The organism is Ereboglobus luteus, assembly GCF_003096195.1.
Classification (GTDB): domain Bacteria; phylum Verrucomicrobiota; class Verrucomicrobiia; order Opitutales; family Opitutaceae; genus Ereboglobus; species Ereboglobus luteus.
The window spans coordinates 2,075,901-2,093,262 of the sequence record NZ_CP023004.1; the positions used below are offsets into that span (position 1 = coordinate 2,075,901).

The 17,362-nt window shown below is 60.8% G+C and carries 13 protein-coding genes; 6 read left to right on the plus strand and 7 right to left on the minus strand.

Annotated elements, in window-relative coordinates:
- Positions 1–13: 13 nt before the first annotated feature.
- Together CKA38_RS07830 and CKA38_RS07835 are read right to left on the minus strand one after the other, a co-directional pair.
- Positions 14–496, minus strand: a complete 483-nt coding sequence (locus CKA38_RS07830; RefSeq protein ID WP_192881155.1) for a threonine/serine exporter family protein — start codon at positions 494–496, stop codon at positions 14–16.
- A complete protein-coding gene (locus CKA38_RS07835; protein ID WP_108824973.1) occupies positions 493–1,308 on the minus strand; it encodes a threonine/serine exporter family protein in 816 nt (271 codons plus the stop codon). The genes CKA38_RS07830 and CKA38_RS07835 overlap by 4 nt, the downstream gene beginning before the upstream one ends.
- Before the next feature lie 151 nt (positions 1,309–1,459).
- Here CKA38_RS07835 and CKA38_RS07840 point away from each other — a divergent pair, with 151 nt between their 5' ends.
- The gene (locus CKA38_RS07840) at positions 1,460–3,586 is read left to right on the plus strand and encodes a creatininase family protein (RefSeq protein WP_161554793.1); all 2,127 of its coding nucleotides are present in this window, start codon (positions 1,460–1,462) and stop codon (positions 3,584–3,586) included.
- Positions 3,587–3,666: 80 nt separating this feature from the next.
- On the opposite strand, the gene CKA38_RS07845 is transcribed toward CKA38_RS07840, so the two are convergent.
- Positions 3,667–6,468 carry a valine--tRNA ligase gene (locus CKA38_RS07845; protein WP_108824975.1) on the minus strand — a complete coding sequence of 934 codons (2,802 nt, stop codon included), beginning with the start codon at positions 6,466–6,468 and terminating at the stop codon, positions 3,667–3,669.
- Positions 6,469–6,697: 229 nt separating this feature from the next.
- Here CKA38_RS07845 and CKA38_RS07850 point away from each other — a divergent pair, with 229 nt between their 5' ends.
- The gene (locus CKA38_RS07850) at positions 6,698–7,363 is read left to right on the plus strand and encodes an energy transducer TonB (RefSeq protein WP_236919235.1); all 666 of its coding nucleotides are present in this window, start codon (positions 6,698–6,700) and stop codon (positions 7,361–7,363) included.
- Positions 7,364–7,496: 133 nt separating this feature from the next.
- Positions 7,497–9,179, plus strand: a complete 1,683-nt coding sequence (locus CKA38_RS07855) for an NAD+ synthase (protein ID WP_108826492.1) — start codon at positions 7,497–7,499, stop codon at positions 9,177–9,179.
- 19 nt (positions 9,180–9,198) lie between these two features.
- On the opposite strand, the gene CKA38_RS07860 is transcribed toward CKA38_RS07855, so the two are convergent.
- The 3 genes from CKA38_RS07860 to leuS form a co-directional block, all read right to left on the minus strand.
- Complete coding sequence (locus tag CKA38_RS07860; protein ID WP_152032726.1) at positions 9,199–9,552, minus strand: hypothetical protein; 354 nt, start codon at positions 9,550–9,552, stop codon at positions 9,199–9,201.
- The gene (locus tag CKA38_RS07865) at positions 9,549–10,910 is read right to left on the minus strand and encodes a tetratricopeptide repeat protein (RefSeq protein WP_108824978.1); all 1,362 of its coding nucleotides are present in this window, start codon (positions 10,908–10,910) and stop codon (positions 9,549–9,551) included. The genes CKA38_RS07860 and CKA38_RS07865 overlap by 4 nt, the downstream gene beginning before the upstream one ends.
- A gap of 123 nt (positions 10,911–11,033) precedes the next feature.
- Positions 11,034–13,640 carry a leucine--tRNA ligase gene (gene leuS, locus CKA38_RS07870; RefSeq protein WP_108826493.1) on the minus strand — a complete coding sequence of 869 codons (2,607 nt, stop codon included), beginning with the start codon at positions 13,638–13,640 and terminating at the stop codon, positions 11,034–11,036.
- Positions 13,641–13,808: 168 nt separating this feature from the next.
- Here leuS and CKA38_RS07875 point away from each other — a divergent pair, with 168 nt between their 5' ends.
- Positions 13,809–14,600, plus strand: coding sequence for a hypothetical protein (locus CKA38_RS07875; RefSeq protein ID WP_108824979.1), 792 nt, complete (start codon positions 13,809–13,811; stop codon positions 14,598–14,600).
- Here the strand turns inward: CKA38_RS07875 and CKA38_RS07880 are convergent.
- Entirely contained in the window at positions 14,526–16,133 is a 1,608-nt protein-coding gene (locus CKA38_RS07880; protein ID WP_108824546.1) for a transposase, read from the minus strand. The two genes, CKA38_RS07875 and CKA38_RS07880, sit on opposite strands and share 75 nt — an antisense overlap.
- 68 nt (positions 16,134–16,201) lie before the next feature.
- Here CKA38_RS07880 and CKA38_RS07885 point away from each other — a divergent pair, with 68 nt between their 5' ends.
- Complete coding sequence (locus tag CKA38_RS07885) at positions 16,202–16,558, plus strand: hypothetical protein (protein ID WP_108824980.1); 357 nt, start codon at positions 16,202–16,204, stop codon at positions 16,556–16,558.
- A gap of 209 nt (positions 16,559–16,767) precedes the next feature.
- A complete protein-coding gene (locus tag CKA38_RS07890) occupies positions 16,768–17,355 on the plus strand; it encodes a crossover junction endodeoxyribonuclease RuvC (RefSeq protein WP_236918959.1) in 588 nt (195 codons plus the stop codon).
- Positions 17,356–17,362: the final 7 nt, after the last annotated feature.

Consider the following 17,362-nt stretch of genomic DNA (forward strand, 5'->3'; position numbering starts at 1 on the left):
GCGCCAGCCTGATTCACACCACCGGACGCCGCCGGTAGAGCAGCAGGCCCGGCATTGCCAGGCCGATGGCGATTGCGCCGATGATAAAAAATGTTCGCAGCCCGTTTGTCAGCGCCATCGAGAAAAGTTCCGCCTCGAACCCGCGCGTGCCGAGATGGTGCAGCGCGATGATTGTCGTGAAAAACGGCACGCCCGGAATCATCGGGATCATTGCCGCCACGGTGAACACCTTCGGGTGCGCGCGCAGCCGTTGCGCGAGCCACACGCCCGCGAAGCTCACCGCCGTCGCCGCGATCAATGTGCCCCATTCGATGGGCATGCCCGCGCGCATCATCAGAAAACGCATTCCGTGCGCCAGCGCGCCGAACATTGCGCAATACTTCAGCACGCGCACCGGCACGTTGAACACCATCGCAAAACCCGCCGCCGGCACCGCTGCCAGCGCCATGTCCTGAAGCAATTCCACCAGCAGGGAAATAATCGCGGCGTTGCTCATGACACCCACCCCCATGTGTCCCACGCCGACATTGCCAGCACGATCCCGGCGCACGTGGCGAGCGCCATCAACATCGCGAGCGCGATGCGCGAGATGCCCGTGTTCACGTAACCCTTCACCATGTCCGAAACACCGTTGATCAATGGAAACCCCGGCACCAGCAGCAACACGCTCGCCGCCATCGCCAGCCGCGGGGTCGTGCCGATTGACATCAACAACGCTTGCGCGCAAATCGACGTGGCGACAAATGCCGCCGCGAAAAATCCGACAATCGGGTTGAAATGAAAATGCGCGAAAACCTGACGCGTCACCATCGCCGCGGCGCTTGCGACAAACGCAAATCCGCATCCGATCCAGTCCGCTCCCGCCAGCCGCGCGAAGCACGCGCACGACAACCCGATCGCGAGCACCACGAGCCAGCGCGGATAGCGAAACGTCTTTACCGAGCGCACGCATTTTTCAAATTTGGCGCGGTCGATTTCACCCGCCTCGAACGCGAGCGCGGCGCGCTGCACCTCCATTGCCACGTGCATGTTGATGCCGCGGTCCTCGTTGCGCCGCACGCGCGTCATGCTGTGCGGCCCCGCGTAGCTCGTCACGGTGATTGCGTTTGCCATGATCGCGACATCGACGCGGTCGAGTTCGAGCGCGAAACCCGTGCGCCGCGTGATCGATTCCACAAAGGCGCTTTCCACGCCGTGCTGCATGAGCAGGATGCCGGTTTGCAGGCACAAGTCGGTCGCCGCGCGATGCTCCTGCAGCGTCAGCGGCGCGCGGTGCGAGGTGTTGGATTCCGGTGTCTTTTCACTCATGTGTTTTTCAGCGCGCAAAATGGCGCAAGCGGCGAGCGTTTAGCCACCAAAAACTGCGCCTTGCGAAACCACATTGCCAAACGGCGCTTTCGCCATGCGTCCGTTTTCTAACTTTATTGCGTATCGTCGCGCATTTCATTTTCTTCACCACATGGGCACCTCCTGGCTCGCGAACGCGCATCATGAAAACTTCTGGCCTCATCACTCGTGGCCGGAGTTTGCCGCGCTTTCGGACGACGCCAGGGCGCGCACGAGCGTTGTGCTGCCCGTGCACGGGTTTGCCGATCATGGACTCGGCCTGCCGCTCGATGCCGAGGAAGTTGTCGGGAGCGAGATTTTGAAACGCGCCGCGATGGGATGCGATTCGCTGCTCGTGCTGCCACCGCTGCGTTTTGCGCTCGCACCGTATCAGCGCTCTACATTTTTCGGAGTGGATGCGGACACCGCTTATGACCACATGCGCGAGATCGTGAAATCGGTGAAGTCCGCGGGCTTCGCCAAAATTATTTTCTTCAACACAAGCCCCTGGAACGAGGAACTCGCCGCCACGGTCGCGCTCGACACGCATGTCGAGTGGGGAATGGAAACCCGCGTCGTCAATGTTTCCAAACTCGGGATGAGTTTTCATCCCGGCGCGCCAATCCCGGCGCGCGCGAACGCGCAGGCCGCCGCGATGCACTTGCTGGGTTTGTCAGCCGCCGGGGTGCGTGCGAATCTCGAACGCGCCGGCAGGGGCGATGTGCGCGACGCGGATTTTCGCCCGGGAAATTTTCAGCAACCCGAACTGCTCGCGCCCGACGAATCGCTGGACGGCGAAACGATTTTGGCTGCGGTGGCGGCGCATTTTTCGCAAGCCCTGGGAGCGCGGGCGTCCCGCCCGCCCAAACCGCCCAAACAAGCGGGCGGGACGCCCGCGCTCCCGGGAAAGGGCTGGCATTCTCGCGATTACCTGCCCCATTTCGACCAGCCTGGCCTCGTCCAGTCCATTACCTTCCGCTTGCACGACAGTGTTCCGGCAAAGGTTGTTGAACAATGGCGGATCGAGCTTGATTGCGGCGACGATGGAACGGTCGTTCCGTCCGACGATCCACGCTCCGTTGAGCTGCGCAAACGCATTGCCGAGTATGAGGACGCCGGCCACGGGGCATGCCACTTGCGCGATGCCAGCATTGCCGAGCTCGTCGAAAACGCCCTTCTGCATTTCGACGGCGAACGCTACGCGCTTCTCGAATGGTGCGTCATGCCCAATCACGTGCATGTGCTCATCGCCACGCGCGAGGGGCACACCGTGTCCGACATCGTGCATTCATGGAAATCTTTCGTTGCCAAAAAGGCCAACGCGATTCTTGGAGACCAAGGAGCCTTTTGGATGCCCGACTATCACGACCGCTACGTCCGTGATGAGGGACATCTCGCCGGAATTCGGGAGTATATTCGCAACAACCCCGTGAAAGCCGGCCTGGCGAAAACCGCGCAAGAGTGGAAGTTTGGCAGCGCAGGGCATCCTGGGAGCGCGGGCGTCCCGCCCGCCCAAACAAGCGGGCGGGACGCCCGCGCTCCCAGGAATTACCTTCCCGCGTTCACACCCGCTGAAATCGACTCGCTGCCGGACAAGCACAACGCGCTCGTAATCATTCCCGCGGGCGCAATCGAGCAGCACGGGCCGCATCTGCCGGTCGGTGTGGACGCGATTCTCGGGCAGGCGTTGCTTGCTGGCACGCTGCCGAAACTTTCCGCCGAAGCCGCGCGGCGCGTGTTTGTCGCGCCGCCGGTTACGTTTGGAAAAAGCAACGAGCACGACGGCTTTCCGGGCACGATCACGATCTCGGCGAGGACGCTGCGCCGTGTGCTTTACGAAGTGGCGGCGGAGTTGTGCTCGATGGGTTTTGGTCGTATCGCAATTTTGAATACGCACGGCGGCAACAGCCCCGTGATTGTTTATACGCTGCGCGAAATTCAATCCACGCTCGGCATGCGCGCCGGAATGCTAAAGGCGCCTCTCTCGCTTGAACTCTCCGATCACGAGGCGAGAAACGGCATCCACGCCGGCGAATGGGAAACCGCCCTCATGCTCGCGTGCGCGCCGGAGCTCGTGCGCATGGACAAGGCCGTGCGTGAATGCCCCGCGCGCCCGCTCGATTCGGTTGCGTGGATGACGCGCGACGTTTCCCAAAGCGGCGTGATGGGCGACGCGACCGCCGCGACCGCGGAAAAAGGCAGGGCGTGGATGGACGCCGCAAGCAAAGCGCTCGCGGCGCAAATTTCACGGTTGCTGTAGAGTGATCATTCCTGGGAGCGCGGGCGTCTCGCCCGCAAAATGAAGCTCCAAACTGCGGGTGGGACGCCCGGCTCCCAAGTTCACAGCGCTTTCAGCAAACGTTCCAGCTCGGCTTTTTTGGTTTGTTGGTCGGCGAGTTGTTTTTTCGCGCCTTCGAGCACTGCCGGCGGGGCTTTGCTGACGAAGGCTTCGTTTGCGAGGCGCGCTTGCGTGCCGGCGATGTGTTTTTCCAATTGCGCAAGTTCCTTGGTCAGGCGCGCGCGTTCGGCGTCGGCGTCAACTTTCACGCCGGTGTCGAGATAGAGCGTGCCGAGCGGCGTGACGATTGCGGGGAGCGCGGGTTCGCTCGCGGCGCGCTCAATGCTTGCGGCGCCGACGAGGCGGGCGAGCTTGGCGGCGTTCGAGGAAAGGGCGGTCCAGTTGGCGTCGTCGGCAAGGACGAGGAATTTCACGTCGCGCTTTTGGGCGACGGATTGCTCGGCCTTGAGCTGGCGGGCGAGCGTGGCGGTTTGTTGCAGTTTTTCCACGCGCGCGGTGGCACTGTCGGAAATGAGCACGTCCTTTTTACGGAGTATGTCGCCCAGTTCGGTTGCGGTTTCGAGGCGTGTGTTTTGCAGCAGGTCGTTTGCCGCGCCGTAGCCGAGGAGGTGCCAGAGCTCCTCGGTGATGAAGGGCGCGAAGGGCGCGAAGAGGAGCAGGAACTCGCGGATGACGAGGTCTTGCATCGCGAGCGCGTGCGTTTTCGCGGCGGGATCCTGCACGCGGGTCTTGGCGACCTCGACATACCAGTCGCAAAAATCGTTCCAGAAAAATGAATACAGGCGTTGCGTGGCGGTCGCGAATTCGAACTCGGCGAAGCTGCGCTCAAGCACGCGCATGGTGTCGAGGAGCGCGCCGAGGAGCGCGTGGTCGTCGTCGTCGAGTTGCGCGGGGTTGAGGCGCGCGAGGATGGTGTCGAGCGAGGAGTTGTCGGACATCTCGCCGCTCATCTGGCGGAAGCGGCAGGCGTTCCAGAGTTTGTTGCAGAAGTTTTTGCCGCCTTCGATGCGGTCCTCGTCGAATTTTACATCCTGGCCGAGCGGGGCGATTTGCAGGAGGCCGAAGCGCAGTCCGTCGGCGCCGTATTTGTGGATGAGGTCGAGCGGGTCGGGCGAGTTGCCGAGCGACTTCGACATTTTGCGTCCCTGCTTGTCGCGCACGATGCCGTTGAAATAAACGTGCTTGAAGGGGATTCGTTTTTCGAGGGGTTCGCCTTCGTGCGTAAATTCCAAGCCGGCCATGATCATGCGGGCGACCCAGAAGAAAATGATGTCGGCGCCGGTGGCGAGCGTTGTGGTCGGGTAGAGCGTGTTGTAGTTAGCGGCTTTCATCGCGTCGGCATCGGGCCAGCCGAGCGTGGCGAAGGGCCAGAGCCACGATGAGGCCCAGGTGTCGAGCACGTCGTCCTCCTGCGTCCAGTTTTCGGGATCGGCGGGGCCGTCGAGCGAGACGTGGATTTTTTGCGAATCGGCGAGATCGGCGGGCGTGAGCGTGTCGCGGTCGACGCCCTTGCGATACCAAACGGGGATGCGATGGCCCCACCAGAGCTGGCGGCTGATGCACCAGTCCTGAATATTTTCGAGCCAGTTCAGGTAAACTTTCGTCCAGCGCTCGGGGTGAAACTTGATCGTGCCGTCGCGCACGACTTGCTTCGCCTCCTCGACGCGCGGGTAGCGGAGCCACCACTGCCAGGTGAGGCGCGGCTCGATGGGCACGCCGGCGCGTTGCGAGTAGCCGACATTGTTTTCATAGGGCTTGGCCTCGATGAGCGCGCCGCATTCGGCGAGAATCTCGGCGGATTTTTTGCGCGCGACGAAGCGGTCGAGTCCGGCGAGTTCGGGGCCGGCGTCGGCGTTCATGGTGCCGTCGGCGTTGATGCTGTCGATGACGGGGAGCTTGTGGCGCTGGCCGATATCGAAGTCCACTTTGTCGTGGGCGGGCGTGACCTTGAGCGCGCCGGCGGCGAAGACGGGATCGACGGCGGCGTCGGCGATGATGGCGATCTGCACGCGCTCGCCGAGCGGGCGCCAGACTTTTTTGCCGATGAGGGTTTTGTAGCGCGGGTCGTCGGGATGCACGGCGACGGCGACGTCGGCGGCGATGGTTTCGGGGCGCGTGGTTTCGAGGACGATGTGCGTGACGCGTCCGTCGTTGATCGCCTCGGGCGGAAGCGGGCGGGCGTCCTCGGGGATTTCGGGAATCGGTGCGGGTTCGACGAGCTCGTAGCGGACGCGGTAAATGTGGCCCTTGGTCGGACGCATTTCGACCTCCTCGTCGGAGAGCGCGGTGAGCGAGACGGGGCACCAGTTGACCATGCGTTTGCCGCGGTAGATGAGACCCTGTTTGTAGAGTTTGACGAAGGCGGTGATAACGGCGCGGCTGTAACCGGGATCCATCGTGAAGTGCGTGCGATCCCAATCGCACGAGCAGCCGAGCTCGCGGAGTTGCCGGAGGATGAGGTCGCCCTTTTCGTCGCGCCAGGCCCAGACGCGCTTCAGGAATTCCTCGCGGCCGAGATCGTAGCGGGTTTTGCCCTCGGTTTTCTTGATGTGTTTTTCGACCATCGTCTGCGTGGCGATGCCGGCGTGGTCGGTGCCGGGGATCCAGCAGGCGGCCTTGCCCTCGAGTCGGGCGCGGCGCGTGAGCACGTCCTGCAGGGTGTTGTTGAGCGCGTGGCCCATGTGCAGAATGCCGGTGACGTTGGGCGGCGGGATGACGATGGTGTGCGTTTCCTGGCCGGGCTTTGGCGCGGGTGCGGCGAAGGCGCGCGCCTGCATCCAGGCGGAATACCATTTTTTCTCAACGTCGTGCGGCTCGTAACTCTTGGTGATTTCTGCGGACATGGTTCGTAAGGAAAAGGCTGAAAAATTGAAGGACTGAAAGGCTGAAGGATTTCGGAATGCGTATACGGAATGAAAAGGGGAAAGGGAACCAAGTGTCGCGAGGCGAGGCAAGCGGGTTTGTGGGACGATGCGAGGTTTCGGGATTCGGAGCATTTGTTTTCTGAAAACCATTAAGAAACATGTGGCAGGCACGTTATTCAGGATGAATCACGCATTTAACCGCTTCATTATGAAAACCACGGCTTTAAGATATTTCGTTGCCGCGCTCTTCACGGGCGGTGTTTTGGCGGCGGTATTTTTTATACCGCCGAAAAATGAGCGGATTGAGACCAGCAATATGTTTAAGCCGTTTTATATCGAGCCGGTAGCACTCGGTTGCTGTTTTGTTGGTTGTTTTGCGCAGACAAGCCTGGGACTCACAGGCGACAGGTTTGCGCCCCCTGAAATGCAAATGCCGCGGATCGAAAAGATCCCAATGGGCTTGGCGCCGATGCGCTGGCAGCCGCAATTAGTGGTTCAAATGCCGCTGCGTTGGCCGGAGGGTGACGAAGTCGCGATTCACTTCAAAAACAAACATGCTCGCGACCGATTTCCTGATGGGGAGGTCATTCACAATTATGAGGATCTCGACGGGAAACCCGTGATTATAAAACCGGAGAACAGCGCATGGGGGCTTGGTTTTGTTGATGATCGCGGCGCGCAATTTGAGACGTTTGAGGTGCTCGTCATCGTGGACAAGCACGGTGTTGTGCGTGATGCGCGTATCGTGAACCCGAGGGGCACGGAAGCGGAAGCCGCGGCCATCAAGGCGGCCGGCCAATGGCTTTTCACGCCGGGTAGAAAAAATGGCGTCGCGGTTGGTTTTCGAATGACCGTGCCAGTTCCCGCCAAGTGACCGGTGCGCTTGTCCATATTTTTGCACTGTCACAATGAGGTTGATGGCCAGTCGGTGCGCGGCGCGGAGGCGCGCATTTGGACACTTTCCCCTTTTCACCCTTCATCCTTCGCTCTTCACTCTGTCGATTCACATGCGCATCGGCCTCGCACAAATCAACACCATCGTCGGCGACCTCGCCGGCAATCGCGCCAAAATCCTCGACGCCTACCGCGCGCTCGTCGCCCGGGGCGCGGAACTCGTCGTATTCCCCGAGCTCGCCGTCACCGGCTATCCGCCGCGCGACCTGCTTTTCAAGCGTAGCTTCGTGCCCGACAACGAGGACTCTCTCAACGAAATCGCCGTGCAAATCGGCGCCGTGCCCGCGCTCGTCGGGTTCGTCGAAACCAATCCGTCCGCGGAGGGCCGCCGCTTTTTCAACGCCGCCGCGTTTTGCCACAACGGCGAGATTACCGCCATCGCGCGCAAATCGCTGCTGCCTTCCTACGACGTTTTCGACGAGGATCGCTACTTCGAGCCCGCTGACATCCCGCGCATCATCCACCACAACGCCCTGCGCATCGGTGTGACGATTTGCGAGGACCTTTGGAAAAACCCGGCCATCGAAACAGCGCGCCTCTACCGCGCCAATCCCGTCGCCACGCTCGCCGCGCAAAATCCCGACATCGCCATCAATCTCTCCGCCAGCCCCTGGCATTACAACAAGGGCCGCATCTGCGAGCAGCTCGTCACCGACGCCGCGCGCGCAATGCGCTGCCCGCTCGTTTACGTCAACGCCATCGGCGGCAACGACGAGCTGATTTTCGACGGCCAGTCGCTCGTGGTGGACGCAGACGGAAACATATCCACTCGCCTCGCCGCATTCTCTGAAGAAATGCGGATTGCGGATTGCGGATTGCGGAATGAAAAACCGCCAGCGTCATCCGCCTCGCCGCTTGCGTCCGCCATTCCGCACTCCGAACTCCGCATTCCGCATTCCAATGCCGCGATCTTTGAGGCATTGGTTCTCGGGCTGCGCGACTACGCGCAAAAGTCCGGCTTCAAGCGCGCGCACATCGCGCTTTCCGGCGGCATCGACTCGGCGCTTGTCGCGGTGATTGCGGTCGAGGCGCTCGGCGCGGAAAACGTCACCGGCATCTCGCTGCCCTCGGAAATCTCGTCGCAACATTCGCGCGACGACGCGCGCGCCCTCGCGCAAAATCTCGGCATTCGTTTTGAAACCATTTCCATAGCCGATGCCGTCGCCGCGTGCGAAACCGCGCTCGCACCGTCCTTCGCCGGACGCGCCCGCGATGTCGCCGAGGAAAACATTCAGGCGCGCATTCGCGGCGTGCTCATGATGGCGCTCTCAAACAAGTTCGGCTCGCTGCTTCTCACCACCGGCAACAAAAGCGAAATCGCCGTCGGCTACTGCACGCTTTACGGCGACATGTGCGGCGGCCTCGCCGTGATTTCCGACGTGTTGAAAACGCAAGTTTACGCCCTCTCGCGCTGGATCAATCGCGACCGCGAAATCATTCCGCAGAACACAATCGACAAAATTCCGAGCGCCGAGCTGCGTCCCGGCCAGGCTGATCAGGACAGTCTGCCACCCTACGAAATACTCGACGCGTTGATACAAGGTTATGTCGAAGAGGGAGAAAGCCGCCGCGAGCTGATTGCGCGCGGATTCGACGCCGCCGTGGTGAACGACATCATCCGCAAAATCGACCTCAACGAATACAAGCGCAAGCAAGCCGCCCCCGGCCTGAAAATCACCCCGCTCGCCTTCGGCGTGGGGCGGAGAATCCCGATTGTGCAGAAGTATGTGAGTTGAGGAGAGGACAACACCGGCATCATTTTGGCGGTTCTTCGCCCAGCCAGAATTCGCGGATATAGCGCACAAGTAAATCGCGATGCTTTTCCCGGTATGCCGGATAATCTTTTTCGATTTCACCGCTCATCCGATCGATATAAACAAACGCCTCAAGCAGGCCTTTCGCATCGAGTCGGCGAATTGTCTCCGCTGCGGCCAGCCAGTTTGACGCCTCGGCATCTTTATTTTCGTTGAGCTCAAAAATAGTTTGGGAAAACAAAGACAGCCCCGCCGCCTCCTCAGCGGCGCAGTAACGCGGTGGAGTTCCTTCGGGAAAATACTTGGCGCTTTCCTCGCCTATCCAATGAGCGCGTCCAATCAGATATGCCATCATATACGCTGATTGGTTTTCGGGCGCGACATTGATGGTTTTTTTTTATTCTTTGGATCAAAGCTCACCGACCCCACCGGCAGTTTGTTCACGGGTGACGGCTTGAAGAGCGGATTCACGGCCTGCGCCACGCGTTGCATCACGGAGCGTGGCAGTCTGTTCGCGGGTTCGGCTATGAGCGCGTCGATGTGCTTGGCGATGCCTTCCTTTTGCTTGCCGGATTTCAACAAGGCATCCGCCATGTAGCGGTGTGCGGTTTCGCGATTTGGATTGATCGCGATCGCCTTTTCAAACCACGGAATGGCCTCGGCAGGGTTGCCTTGCGCATAATAACAATCGCCGATGTAGAGCGTGGCGATATAGGATTTGGGATCGTGTTTGAGCGCCTGTTTATATTCTTTGATCGCATCGTCAAAGCGACGTTGCGAGAAGGCCTTTTCAGCGCGGGTTATGTAGTCGTGCGCTTTTTTGCTGTCCGAATAAGCGGCGAAATCCGAGTCCTTGCCCTTGGGGTTGGTGGCGACCAAAATTTCCGGCAGCAAGGGGGAGTTCGATCCGAAAATCAGTGCTTTGAAAATGTGGGGCCGCGCCGCTTTTTTTGCCGCATTTGCGACCTTGTTCTTTTTGGCCGCGCTGGCTTCGAGGTTTAGTGCAAAGGCATAATTGAAATGCACCTCCGCATCGTCGGGGTTTTGTTCGAGCCACGCGTCGTAAATGGCGTAAGCCTTGGAAAATTTGTTTTGCCGGGTGAGCTCATGTGCCGGATCAAGATAATCGCGCGTGAGACGTTCTTTTGCGGAAACGGGCGGCATGGGCTTGGCTTTCTTTGCAGCGGCAATCTCCTGCTTTATAATCTCCGCATATTCTTCGAGCAGCCCGGCTCGCTCAAGTTGCGCGAGCCGTTGAACGGACAAAAAGGCCCCAAGGTTTTTCACCGCGAGCCTTTCGTGAACACGAATTACCGTGAGCCAGCCCGCGCGCGGATCGTCTGAGGGTTTTGACGGCGTTTGTTGAAGCTGGGATTTCACATTGCCCGCAATATATGCGGCGAGGAGCAGTTTGTGCGCGTGGCTGGTTTGCTTCGAGTCTTCGAGTTCTCCTGTTTCCCTCATCCAAGGCGTTGTGGCTGTCGAAAGTGTTGCAACCACATCATCGCTTTCGCTCGCATAATGCATGAGGAGCCGCATGGCATCGCTCGCCGACTCGTCGGGCAGCCTTTCCTCAATTACGGCAATGGCATCAAGGACAGCGGCCTTGCCTGGCAACGAAACAGTTTGAGTCGCGGGATTCGTGGCGGGCAGAGAACAAGCCAGTTGCACAATCAGGACTGCAAACAGAAGGGGACGAATGCGGATATTCATGGGGAGCTTTGAACTCCCAGCATGCCTTATTTCGACATCCTGTAAATCCCGTTCATTCTGTCCAAAATTCAGGCAGGATGAACGGGATTTACAGGATGCAAGCTGGCGCGGACGTGGAGCCGGTTACCCGACCACGAGATTCAGAATTCGGCCGGGGACGTAGATTACTTTTTTGATTTCCTTGCCGGCGAGATGCGGTTGCGCGTCGGGGTTTTCCCTGGCGGCGGCGAGGACGGTGTCTTGCGTCGCGCCGACGGGCATCATGATTTCGCCGCGTTTTTTGCCGTTCACCTGAATCACAATTTTCTGCTCGGTTGCGACGAGTTTCGCGGGATCGTATTTCGGCCACGGGGCGTCGAGCACCGGGCCGGTTTCGCCGAGGCGCGACCAGAGTTCCGCCGTCATGTGCGGGGCAAAGGGCGCGAGGAGTTGAATGAAGGCGCGGACGGTCGCGGTGCTCGCGGCGGGCGCTTTTTGGAGCGCGTTGATGAAGATCATCATCGCCGAAATCGCCGTGTTGAAACGCAGGCCCTCGATGTCGTCGGTGACCTTCTTGATTGTTTCGTGGAGGAGTTTGACGAGCTCGTCACTGTCTTTCGCGTCGTCGGATATTTTCGGGTTGATGCCGCCTTCGCGCGAGATGATTTCGCGCCAGACTTTTTGCAGGAAGCGGTGCACGCCCTCGATGCCTTGCGGGTTCCAGGGTTTCATTGCCTCGAGCGGGCCGAGGAACATCAAATAGAGGCGGAGCGAATCGGCGCCGTGCGTCTTGATGATGTCGTCGGGATTGACGGTGTTGCCGCGGCTCTTGGACATTTTTTCGCCGTCCTCGCCGAGGATGATTCCCTGGTGAAAGAGTTTCGTGAAGGGCTCGTTTTGCGGAACGACTCCGATGTCAAAAAGCACTTTGTGCCAGAAGCGCGCGTAGAGGAGGTGGAGCACGGCGTGCTCCGCGCCGCCGACATAGAGGTCGGGCACGCCCCAGTATTTGAGGAGCGCGGGATCGGCGATGGCGTTTTCGTTTTGCGGGTCGAGATAGCGCAGGTAATACCAGCAGGAGCCGGCCCATTGCGGCATGGTGTTTGTCTCGCGACGGGCGCGCGCCCATTCGTCTCCGGCGGGTTTCGGCTGCGCGGCGGGAACGGCCTCGCCGGTGGCGGTGTTGAACCAGATTTCGAGCCAGTCGGTCGCGTTGGCGAGCGGGCTTTCGCCGGTGCCGCTGGGAAGATAGTTTTGAATTTCGGGCAGCGTGAGCGGGAGCGCGCGCTCGGGGAGCGGGAGCGCATAGAGCGCCTGTTTCGTTTCGCTGTCGGTGTAGGTGACGGGTTGCGGCGGCAGGTCGGCGGCGCGGGTGGCGGCGGCTTTTTTGTAATCGGCCTCGCTGACCCACACGATGGGAAACGGCTCGCCCCAGTAACGCTGGCGCGAGAAGAGCCAGTCGCGCAGCTTGTAGTTCACTGTGGGTTTGCCGCGGTTTTGCGCGGCGAGCTTGGCGGTGATTTTTTTCTTCGCATCCTCGACGGGCAGGCCGTCGAACTCGGCGGAGTTGACCATGGTGCCGTCGGCCTCGAAGGAGGCTTTTTCGAGATCGACTTCCACGCCGGCGGGCGATTGCACGACGGGGATGATGGGGAGCGAGAATTTCTTGGCGAACTCCCAGTCGCGCTGGTCGTGCGCGGGCACGGCCATGATCGCGCCGGTGCCGTAACCCATGAGCACGTAGTCGGCGATCCAGATCGGGATGCGCGCGCCGTTGACGGGATTAATCGCGTGGGAGCCGGAGAAGATGCCGGACTTGTCCTTGGCGAGGTCGGTGCGGTCGAGGTCGGATTTCGCGGCGGCCTGCTTGCGGTAGGCGGCGACGGCGTCGCGGTTTTCGGGCGTGGTGAGCGCGTCGACGAGCGGGTGCTCGGGCGCGATGACCATGTAGGTGGCGCCGTAGAGCGTGTCGGGGCGCGTGGTGAAAACTTTCAGTCCCTCGGGTGACGAGGCGGCGGCGGGCGTGCCGGGTTCGAGCGAGAAAACAATTTCCGCGCCCTCGCTGCGACCGATCCACGCCTCCTGCATGCGCTTGGTGGAGTCGGGCCAGTCAACTTGCGCGAGATCGGCGAGGAGGCGCTCGGCGTAGGCGGTGATGCGGAGCACCCATTGGCGGAGGTTTCGGCGCTCTACGGGGAATTGGCCGACCTCGGATTTGCCGTCGATGACTTCCTCGTTGGCGAGCACGGTGCGCAGTTCGGGGCACCACCACACGGGGCGCTCGTCGACGTAGGCGAGGCCGCGCTTGAAGAGCTGGAGGAAAATCCACTGCGTCCACTTGTAGTATTTCGGGTCGGTGGTGTCGACCTGGCGGTCCCAGTCGTAGGCGAAGCCGAGCGCCTTGAGCTGGCGGCGGAAGGCGGCGATGTTGGCCTGCGTGTTGGTGGCGGGATGCGCGCCGGTTTTCACCGCGTGCTGCTCGGCGGGCAGGCCGAACGCGTCCCAACCGATCGGATGCAGGACGTTTTGCCCCTGGGCGCGCTTGGCGCGGGTGATGATATCGGTGGCGGTGTAGCCCTCGGGGTGACCAATGTGGAGGCCGCTGCCGGACGGATACGGAAACATGTCGAGCACGTAGAACTTGGGTTTCGACGTGTCGTTGGTGGTGCGGAAGGTTTTGTTTTCGTCCCAGATTTTCTGCCAGTGCGGTTCAATTTGGGAGAAGTCGTAATCGGTGCAGTTCGTGGCCATTGGAAAATGAAAAAGAGCGACTGTGCTGAAAATGCGCGCAAGCGTCAATGGCGGGAAATGGCGGGATTCGGGAGGGGCGCGTATTCTAAGATACACTTGCCTTGCGCCCGCGTATTCATGATCTAGTTTTCGTGTTGCTCTGACCTCCAATAAACAAACGCATTCCCCATGTCCGCATCTTCCATTTATACTGAACCCCCTTTCTTTGGCTCACACAGAATCTTTGAACTCAGGGACGGCACGCTCACTATTGAGACATTCACAAACGACAAAAAGAAATCCGCGACAACAATCGAACTTGTCCGGGTGTCGCTCCCGTCAATGCGCGTCAAGGGCCGAAGCCCCAAGGTGCTGAAAGGAAGCGCCTCGGTGCTGCTCCTGATTGCAGTCATCGGCGTGAACGTGAATGTGATTTTTTCCGTGAATCCGACATGGATTTGGGTGGTGGCGCTGGCACTCGCCGTCCCTTTTGTTCTCGCGTTTTTTCAAGCGCTAAAAGTGCGCGATGTGGAGACATTCAAGGACGAGCATGGCGCGCCGTTGTTCGATCTCACGCATCCAACCGCGGGCGATTTGGACTTTGACTCATTCCGTGCGGCTCTCATCGACGCCATTCAAAAGAATCAGGTGTCAACTGCGCCGGCTGCGGCATCCGGAGTGCCCATGGAGTCTGATGTTGCAACCTCACCGCCTCCTATTCCGCAACCCGACCTTGCGCCATTCGATGCGGAGTTGTTGAAAAAAATCAAATCGGGCGCGCACTGGTTGTATTGGGTTGCGGGGTTGTCAGGCATAAACCTAAAAAGGAAAATGGGCGCGTTGAAGGAGCGACACGGCAGCGCGTGGTCGTGTCGGAGGTGTCGGGATGGCGGGGCGGGCGTTTTGCTACCCGCTGAGCAGCAATTGCGCGTCCGGCGGCAGGTCTGGCAGCCACTTGCCGCCAAGCAATCGCCGCAATAACCGCGTCAGCAGCAGCGTCCAGCGTTGATGCGCGCTCCATCGCTCCGTGATGGCGCTGATGCGCGTTAACTCGTTGCTGATACGGCTGACGGCTTGCGCGATCAACGCGCCTTTCTCATGCACGAGGCTTACTTTGACGGTGCGCTGGCCGCCGCTTTGGGTTTGCCGTCCCACCGCGGCCATGAGCATCGGGCGCGCGCGGATTGCCTCGCGGTGGCGCTCCTCGTCGTAGAAGCGCAAATACAGCGTCCACCAGTTGTAAAACAGCGCCACGAGGTTGGCCATCAGGCGGCTCCCGCCCAAGTGTCTGCTCGCATAGCCGTTCCACCCCCATTGGTTTTTGAGCTCGTCAAAGTTGTTCTCCGCGTCGGCGCGCTCGCGGTAGTGCCGGGGCATGGCTTGCGCGGGGAAGTCCCGCCCGTCAAGGCTGGTGCAAAGCACCGAGATTTTGCCGCACCAGGGCGTGGGTTGCGCGTCCCAGCCATCGCCTGTGGCGTGCGGCAGGTTGCCCTGGCGGTCCTTGCCGCGCCTGGGTTTGCCGGGTTGCTTGAGCGGCGCGCGCGCGGGGGTTTCCCTCACCAGAACCACGCGGCGCGCGCGGGTCCAGCCGCCCAGTCGCAGGGTCGTTTCCATCGCGCTCCAGCCATCGCCGCAATCCTGCCAGAGCGCTCCCTGGCGCATCATGTGCTTGACCAGTTCCTTGACCTTGGCGGTGTGGCGCAGCTTGAACAGATACGGCAGGCCGCGCTCCTCGTGCTCGAGCATCACCGTTTCGTTTCCATAGCCGCAGTCCCCGCGCACGAACAGGGGCCATTGGTGGCGGGGGAGCTTTTCGAGCATCCGCCAGAGTCCGGGCAGGCCCCTGGCCGCGGCGTGCTCGTTGCCGGGTCGCACTTCCACTCCCAGGCTGATGCGCAGCCCCGACACAAAATAGCTGTGGTAAACGTGGCTGGGCCGTCCGGGGTTTTGCGGATTGTAGCCTATCGCCGCCCCCTCCTGATGCCCGTAGAGCGGCTTGACCGTCACGTCGATGTCCAGAACCCATGGCAGCATCAACGCCGGCGCGATGCTTCCGAGGATTTGCGCCGAGAGCCACTCGAGGCCGGCTTTTTCGTCAATGCGGCGCATCGCCAGGCGCACCGCGTCCTCGCTCACCGTGCCCTCCACGCCCAAAAGCCCGGGGTTCACCCCGTCGCCGCGCACCGCGTTGATGTGCGCGTAACGCCAGTGGCCGCACAACACACTGAGCAGCACCGTGCCCATCACCCTGGGCGCTCCGCTGCCCCGGTTGCCCGTGTAATGCAGCGGGCAATCTCGCAAAAACTCCTCCCAGCGCCCGCCGGTTTGCAAAAACTGGAAGAAGAAAATCAATTGTCCCTCCCGGGTAACTGGCGCATGGTCGTCCCATTCCGCGTAAAAACGTCCGCCGGGCGTGTCCACCGGCCAGTTGCCCGGCGGGTAGGCCCCGTTTGCAGGACTGTTTGGCGACTCACCCGCAGGGTGAGCGGAAATTGGGCGTGTCGGGGCTTCCATCTCCCTGTCCTTACCACGTTTATCCCCATTTTACTCTCTTTTTCATTTTCCTTTTTAGGATAAATGTTTTGCTCGCGCACACGGAGGCGACATGGCGCTTCGCGATCGGGCTTGGGATCACCGAATTGATTTACGCCATCGGCCTGCAATTTGGCGCGCTTGGCACGACTGCGGGTGCGATTACCACTATCAGCGCGGTCGGCTGTCTCGTCGGCCTGGGTTACGCCGCGACGAAACATCAGGCGTGGGCATTCATTGTTGGGATCATCGCGCTCACGCTCGACACGCTTCTGCTGGTCGCTCTGACCGGCGCGGAATCCATGGTGGGAATTATTTTCCACATTGTCGCCGTCGTCTGTCTCTGCATGGGCTACAAGGCGCTTCGAACTTTGCAGAAACAGCAGGGTGCCCCGGGGGCTTTGTGAGCATTGCCAGGAACAAACCGGGTGAGGTGGATATTTAGGCGGTCTCCCTGCTTTGCGACTGCCACGGGCGTTTCTTGATTTTGGTGCTCATGCTCTTGAACAAGTTGATGGCAATCGGCCGTGATTAAGGATTTTGTGCGTTGTTAGTTAAAATGCGGACTTGGCAGTTTGCGCCAGATGGTGGTTTTGTTTTCCCAATCATGGCGCGCATGACAGTCAGACAAATGTGGGCGGCAAAGCTGTCGGGGAAACTTTCCCCGACGGACGAGGTCACGCGCGGTGATTTTGCGCTTACTCGCGCGCCCTATGCCGGATGCATCCTCGGCATCGACCCAAGTTTGCGCGGCACCGGCCTCGCGTTGATCGAGTTTGCGTCCAAATGCGCGCCCGTGCTCCTGCGCTGCCGGACGGTCACGGTGAAGTCAAAACTGCCAATGCCCGTCGCGCTCGCCGAAATTCACCGCGCGGTAACCTCATTCATAACCGAATCGACCGTGCCGGTGCGCCATGTCGCGCTCGAGCAGACAATCTACGTGCAGAATTTCCAGACCGCGCAAATCCTCGGCGCGGCGCGCGGCGCGGCAATCGCCGCGGCGGCATTGCACGAGCTGCCGATTTTTGAATATCCGCCGTTGCGCGTGAAGCAGGCCGTTGTCGGCGCGGGCCGCGCGAGCAAGGAGCAAATGGCGCGCACCGTCATGGGCATGCTCGGCCACGGGCGTCAGCTCGCCTACGACGAAGCCGATGCCGCGGGCGTGGCGTTGTGCCATGCGTTCACTTGGCGCGGCGCGGACTAGTCTTGCG

What these genes read in the sequence shown, in the direction of transcription:
- CKA38_RS07890 (WP_236918959.1), top strand. Translation starts at nt 16,768, where the DNA reads ATGACAGTCAGACAAATGTGGGCGGCAAAGCTGTCGGGGAAACTTTCC.
- CKA38_RS07845 (WP_108824975.1), bottom strand. Translation starts at nt 6,468, where the DNA reads ATGTCCGCAGAAATCACCAAGAGTTACGAGCCGCACGACGTTGAGAAA.
- CKA38_RS07840 (WP_161554793.1), top strand. Translation starts at nt 1,460, where the DNA reads ATGGGCACCTCCTGGCTCGCGAACGCGCATCATGAAAACTTCTGGCCT.
- CKA38_RS07850 (WP_236919235.1), top strand. Translation starts at nt 6,698, where the DNA reads ATGAAAACCACGGCTTTAAGATATTTCGTTGCCGCGCTCTTCACGGGC.
- CKA38_RS07860 (WP_152032726.1), bottom strand. Translation starts at nt 9,552, where the DNA reads ATGATGGCATATCTGATTGGACGCGCTCATTGGATAGGCGAGGAAAGC.
- CKA38_RS07855 (WP_108826492.1), top strand. Translation starts at nt 7,497, where the DNA reads ATGCGCATCGGCCTCGCACAAATCAACACCATCGTCGGCGACCTCGCC.
- CKA38_RS07865 (WP_108824978.1), bottom strand. Translation starts at nt 10,910, where the DNA reads ATGAATATCCGCATTCGTCCCCTTCTGTTTGCAGTCCTGATTGTGCAA.
- CKA38_RS07835 (WP_108824973.1), bottom strand. Translation starts at nt 1,308, where the DNA reads ATGAGTGAAAAGACACCGGAATCCAACACCTCGCACCGCGCGCCGCTG.
- CKA38_RS07880 (WP_108824546.1), bottom strand. Translation starts at nt 16,133, where the DNA reads ATGGAAGCCCCGACACGCCCAATTTCCGCTCACCCTGCGGGTGAGTCG.
- CKA38_RS07875 (WP_108824979.1), top strand. Translation starts at nt 13,809, where the DNA reads ATGTCCGCATCTTCCATTTATACTGAACCCCCTTTCTTTGGCTCACAC.
- CKA38_RS07830 (WP_192881155.1), bottom strand. Translation starts at nt 496, where the DNA reads ATGAGCAACGCCGCGATTATTTCCCTGCTGGTGGAATTGCTTCAGGAC.
- leuS (WP_108826493.1), bottom strand. Translation starts at nt 13,640, where the DNA reads ATGGCCACGAACTGCACCGATTACGACTTCTCCCAAATTGAACCGCAC.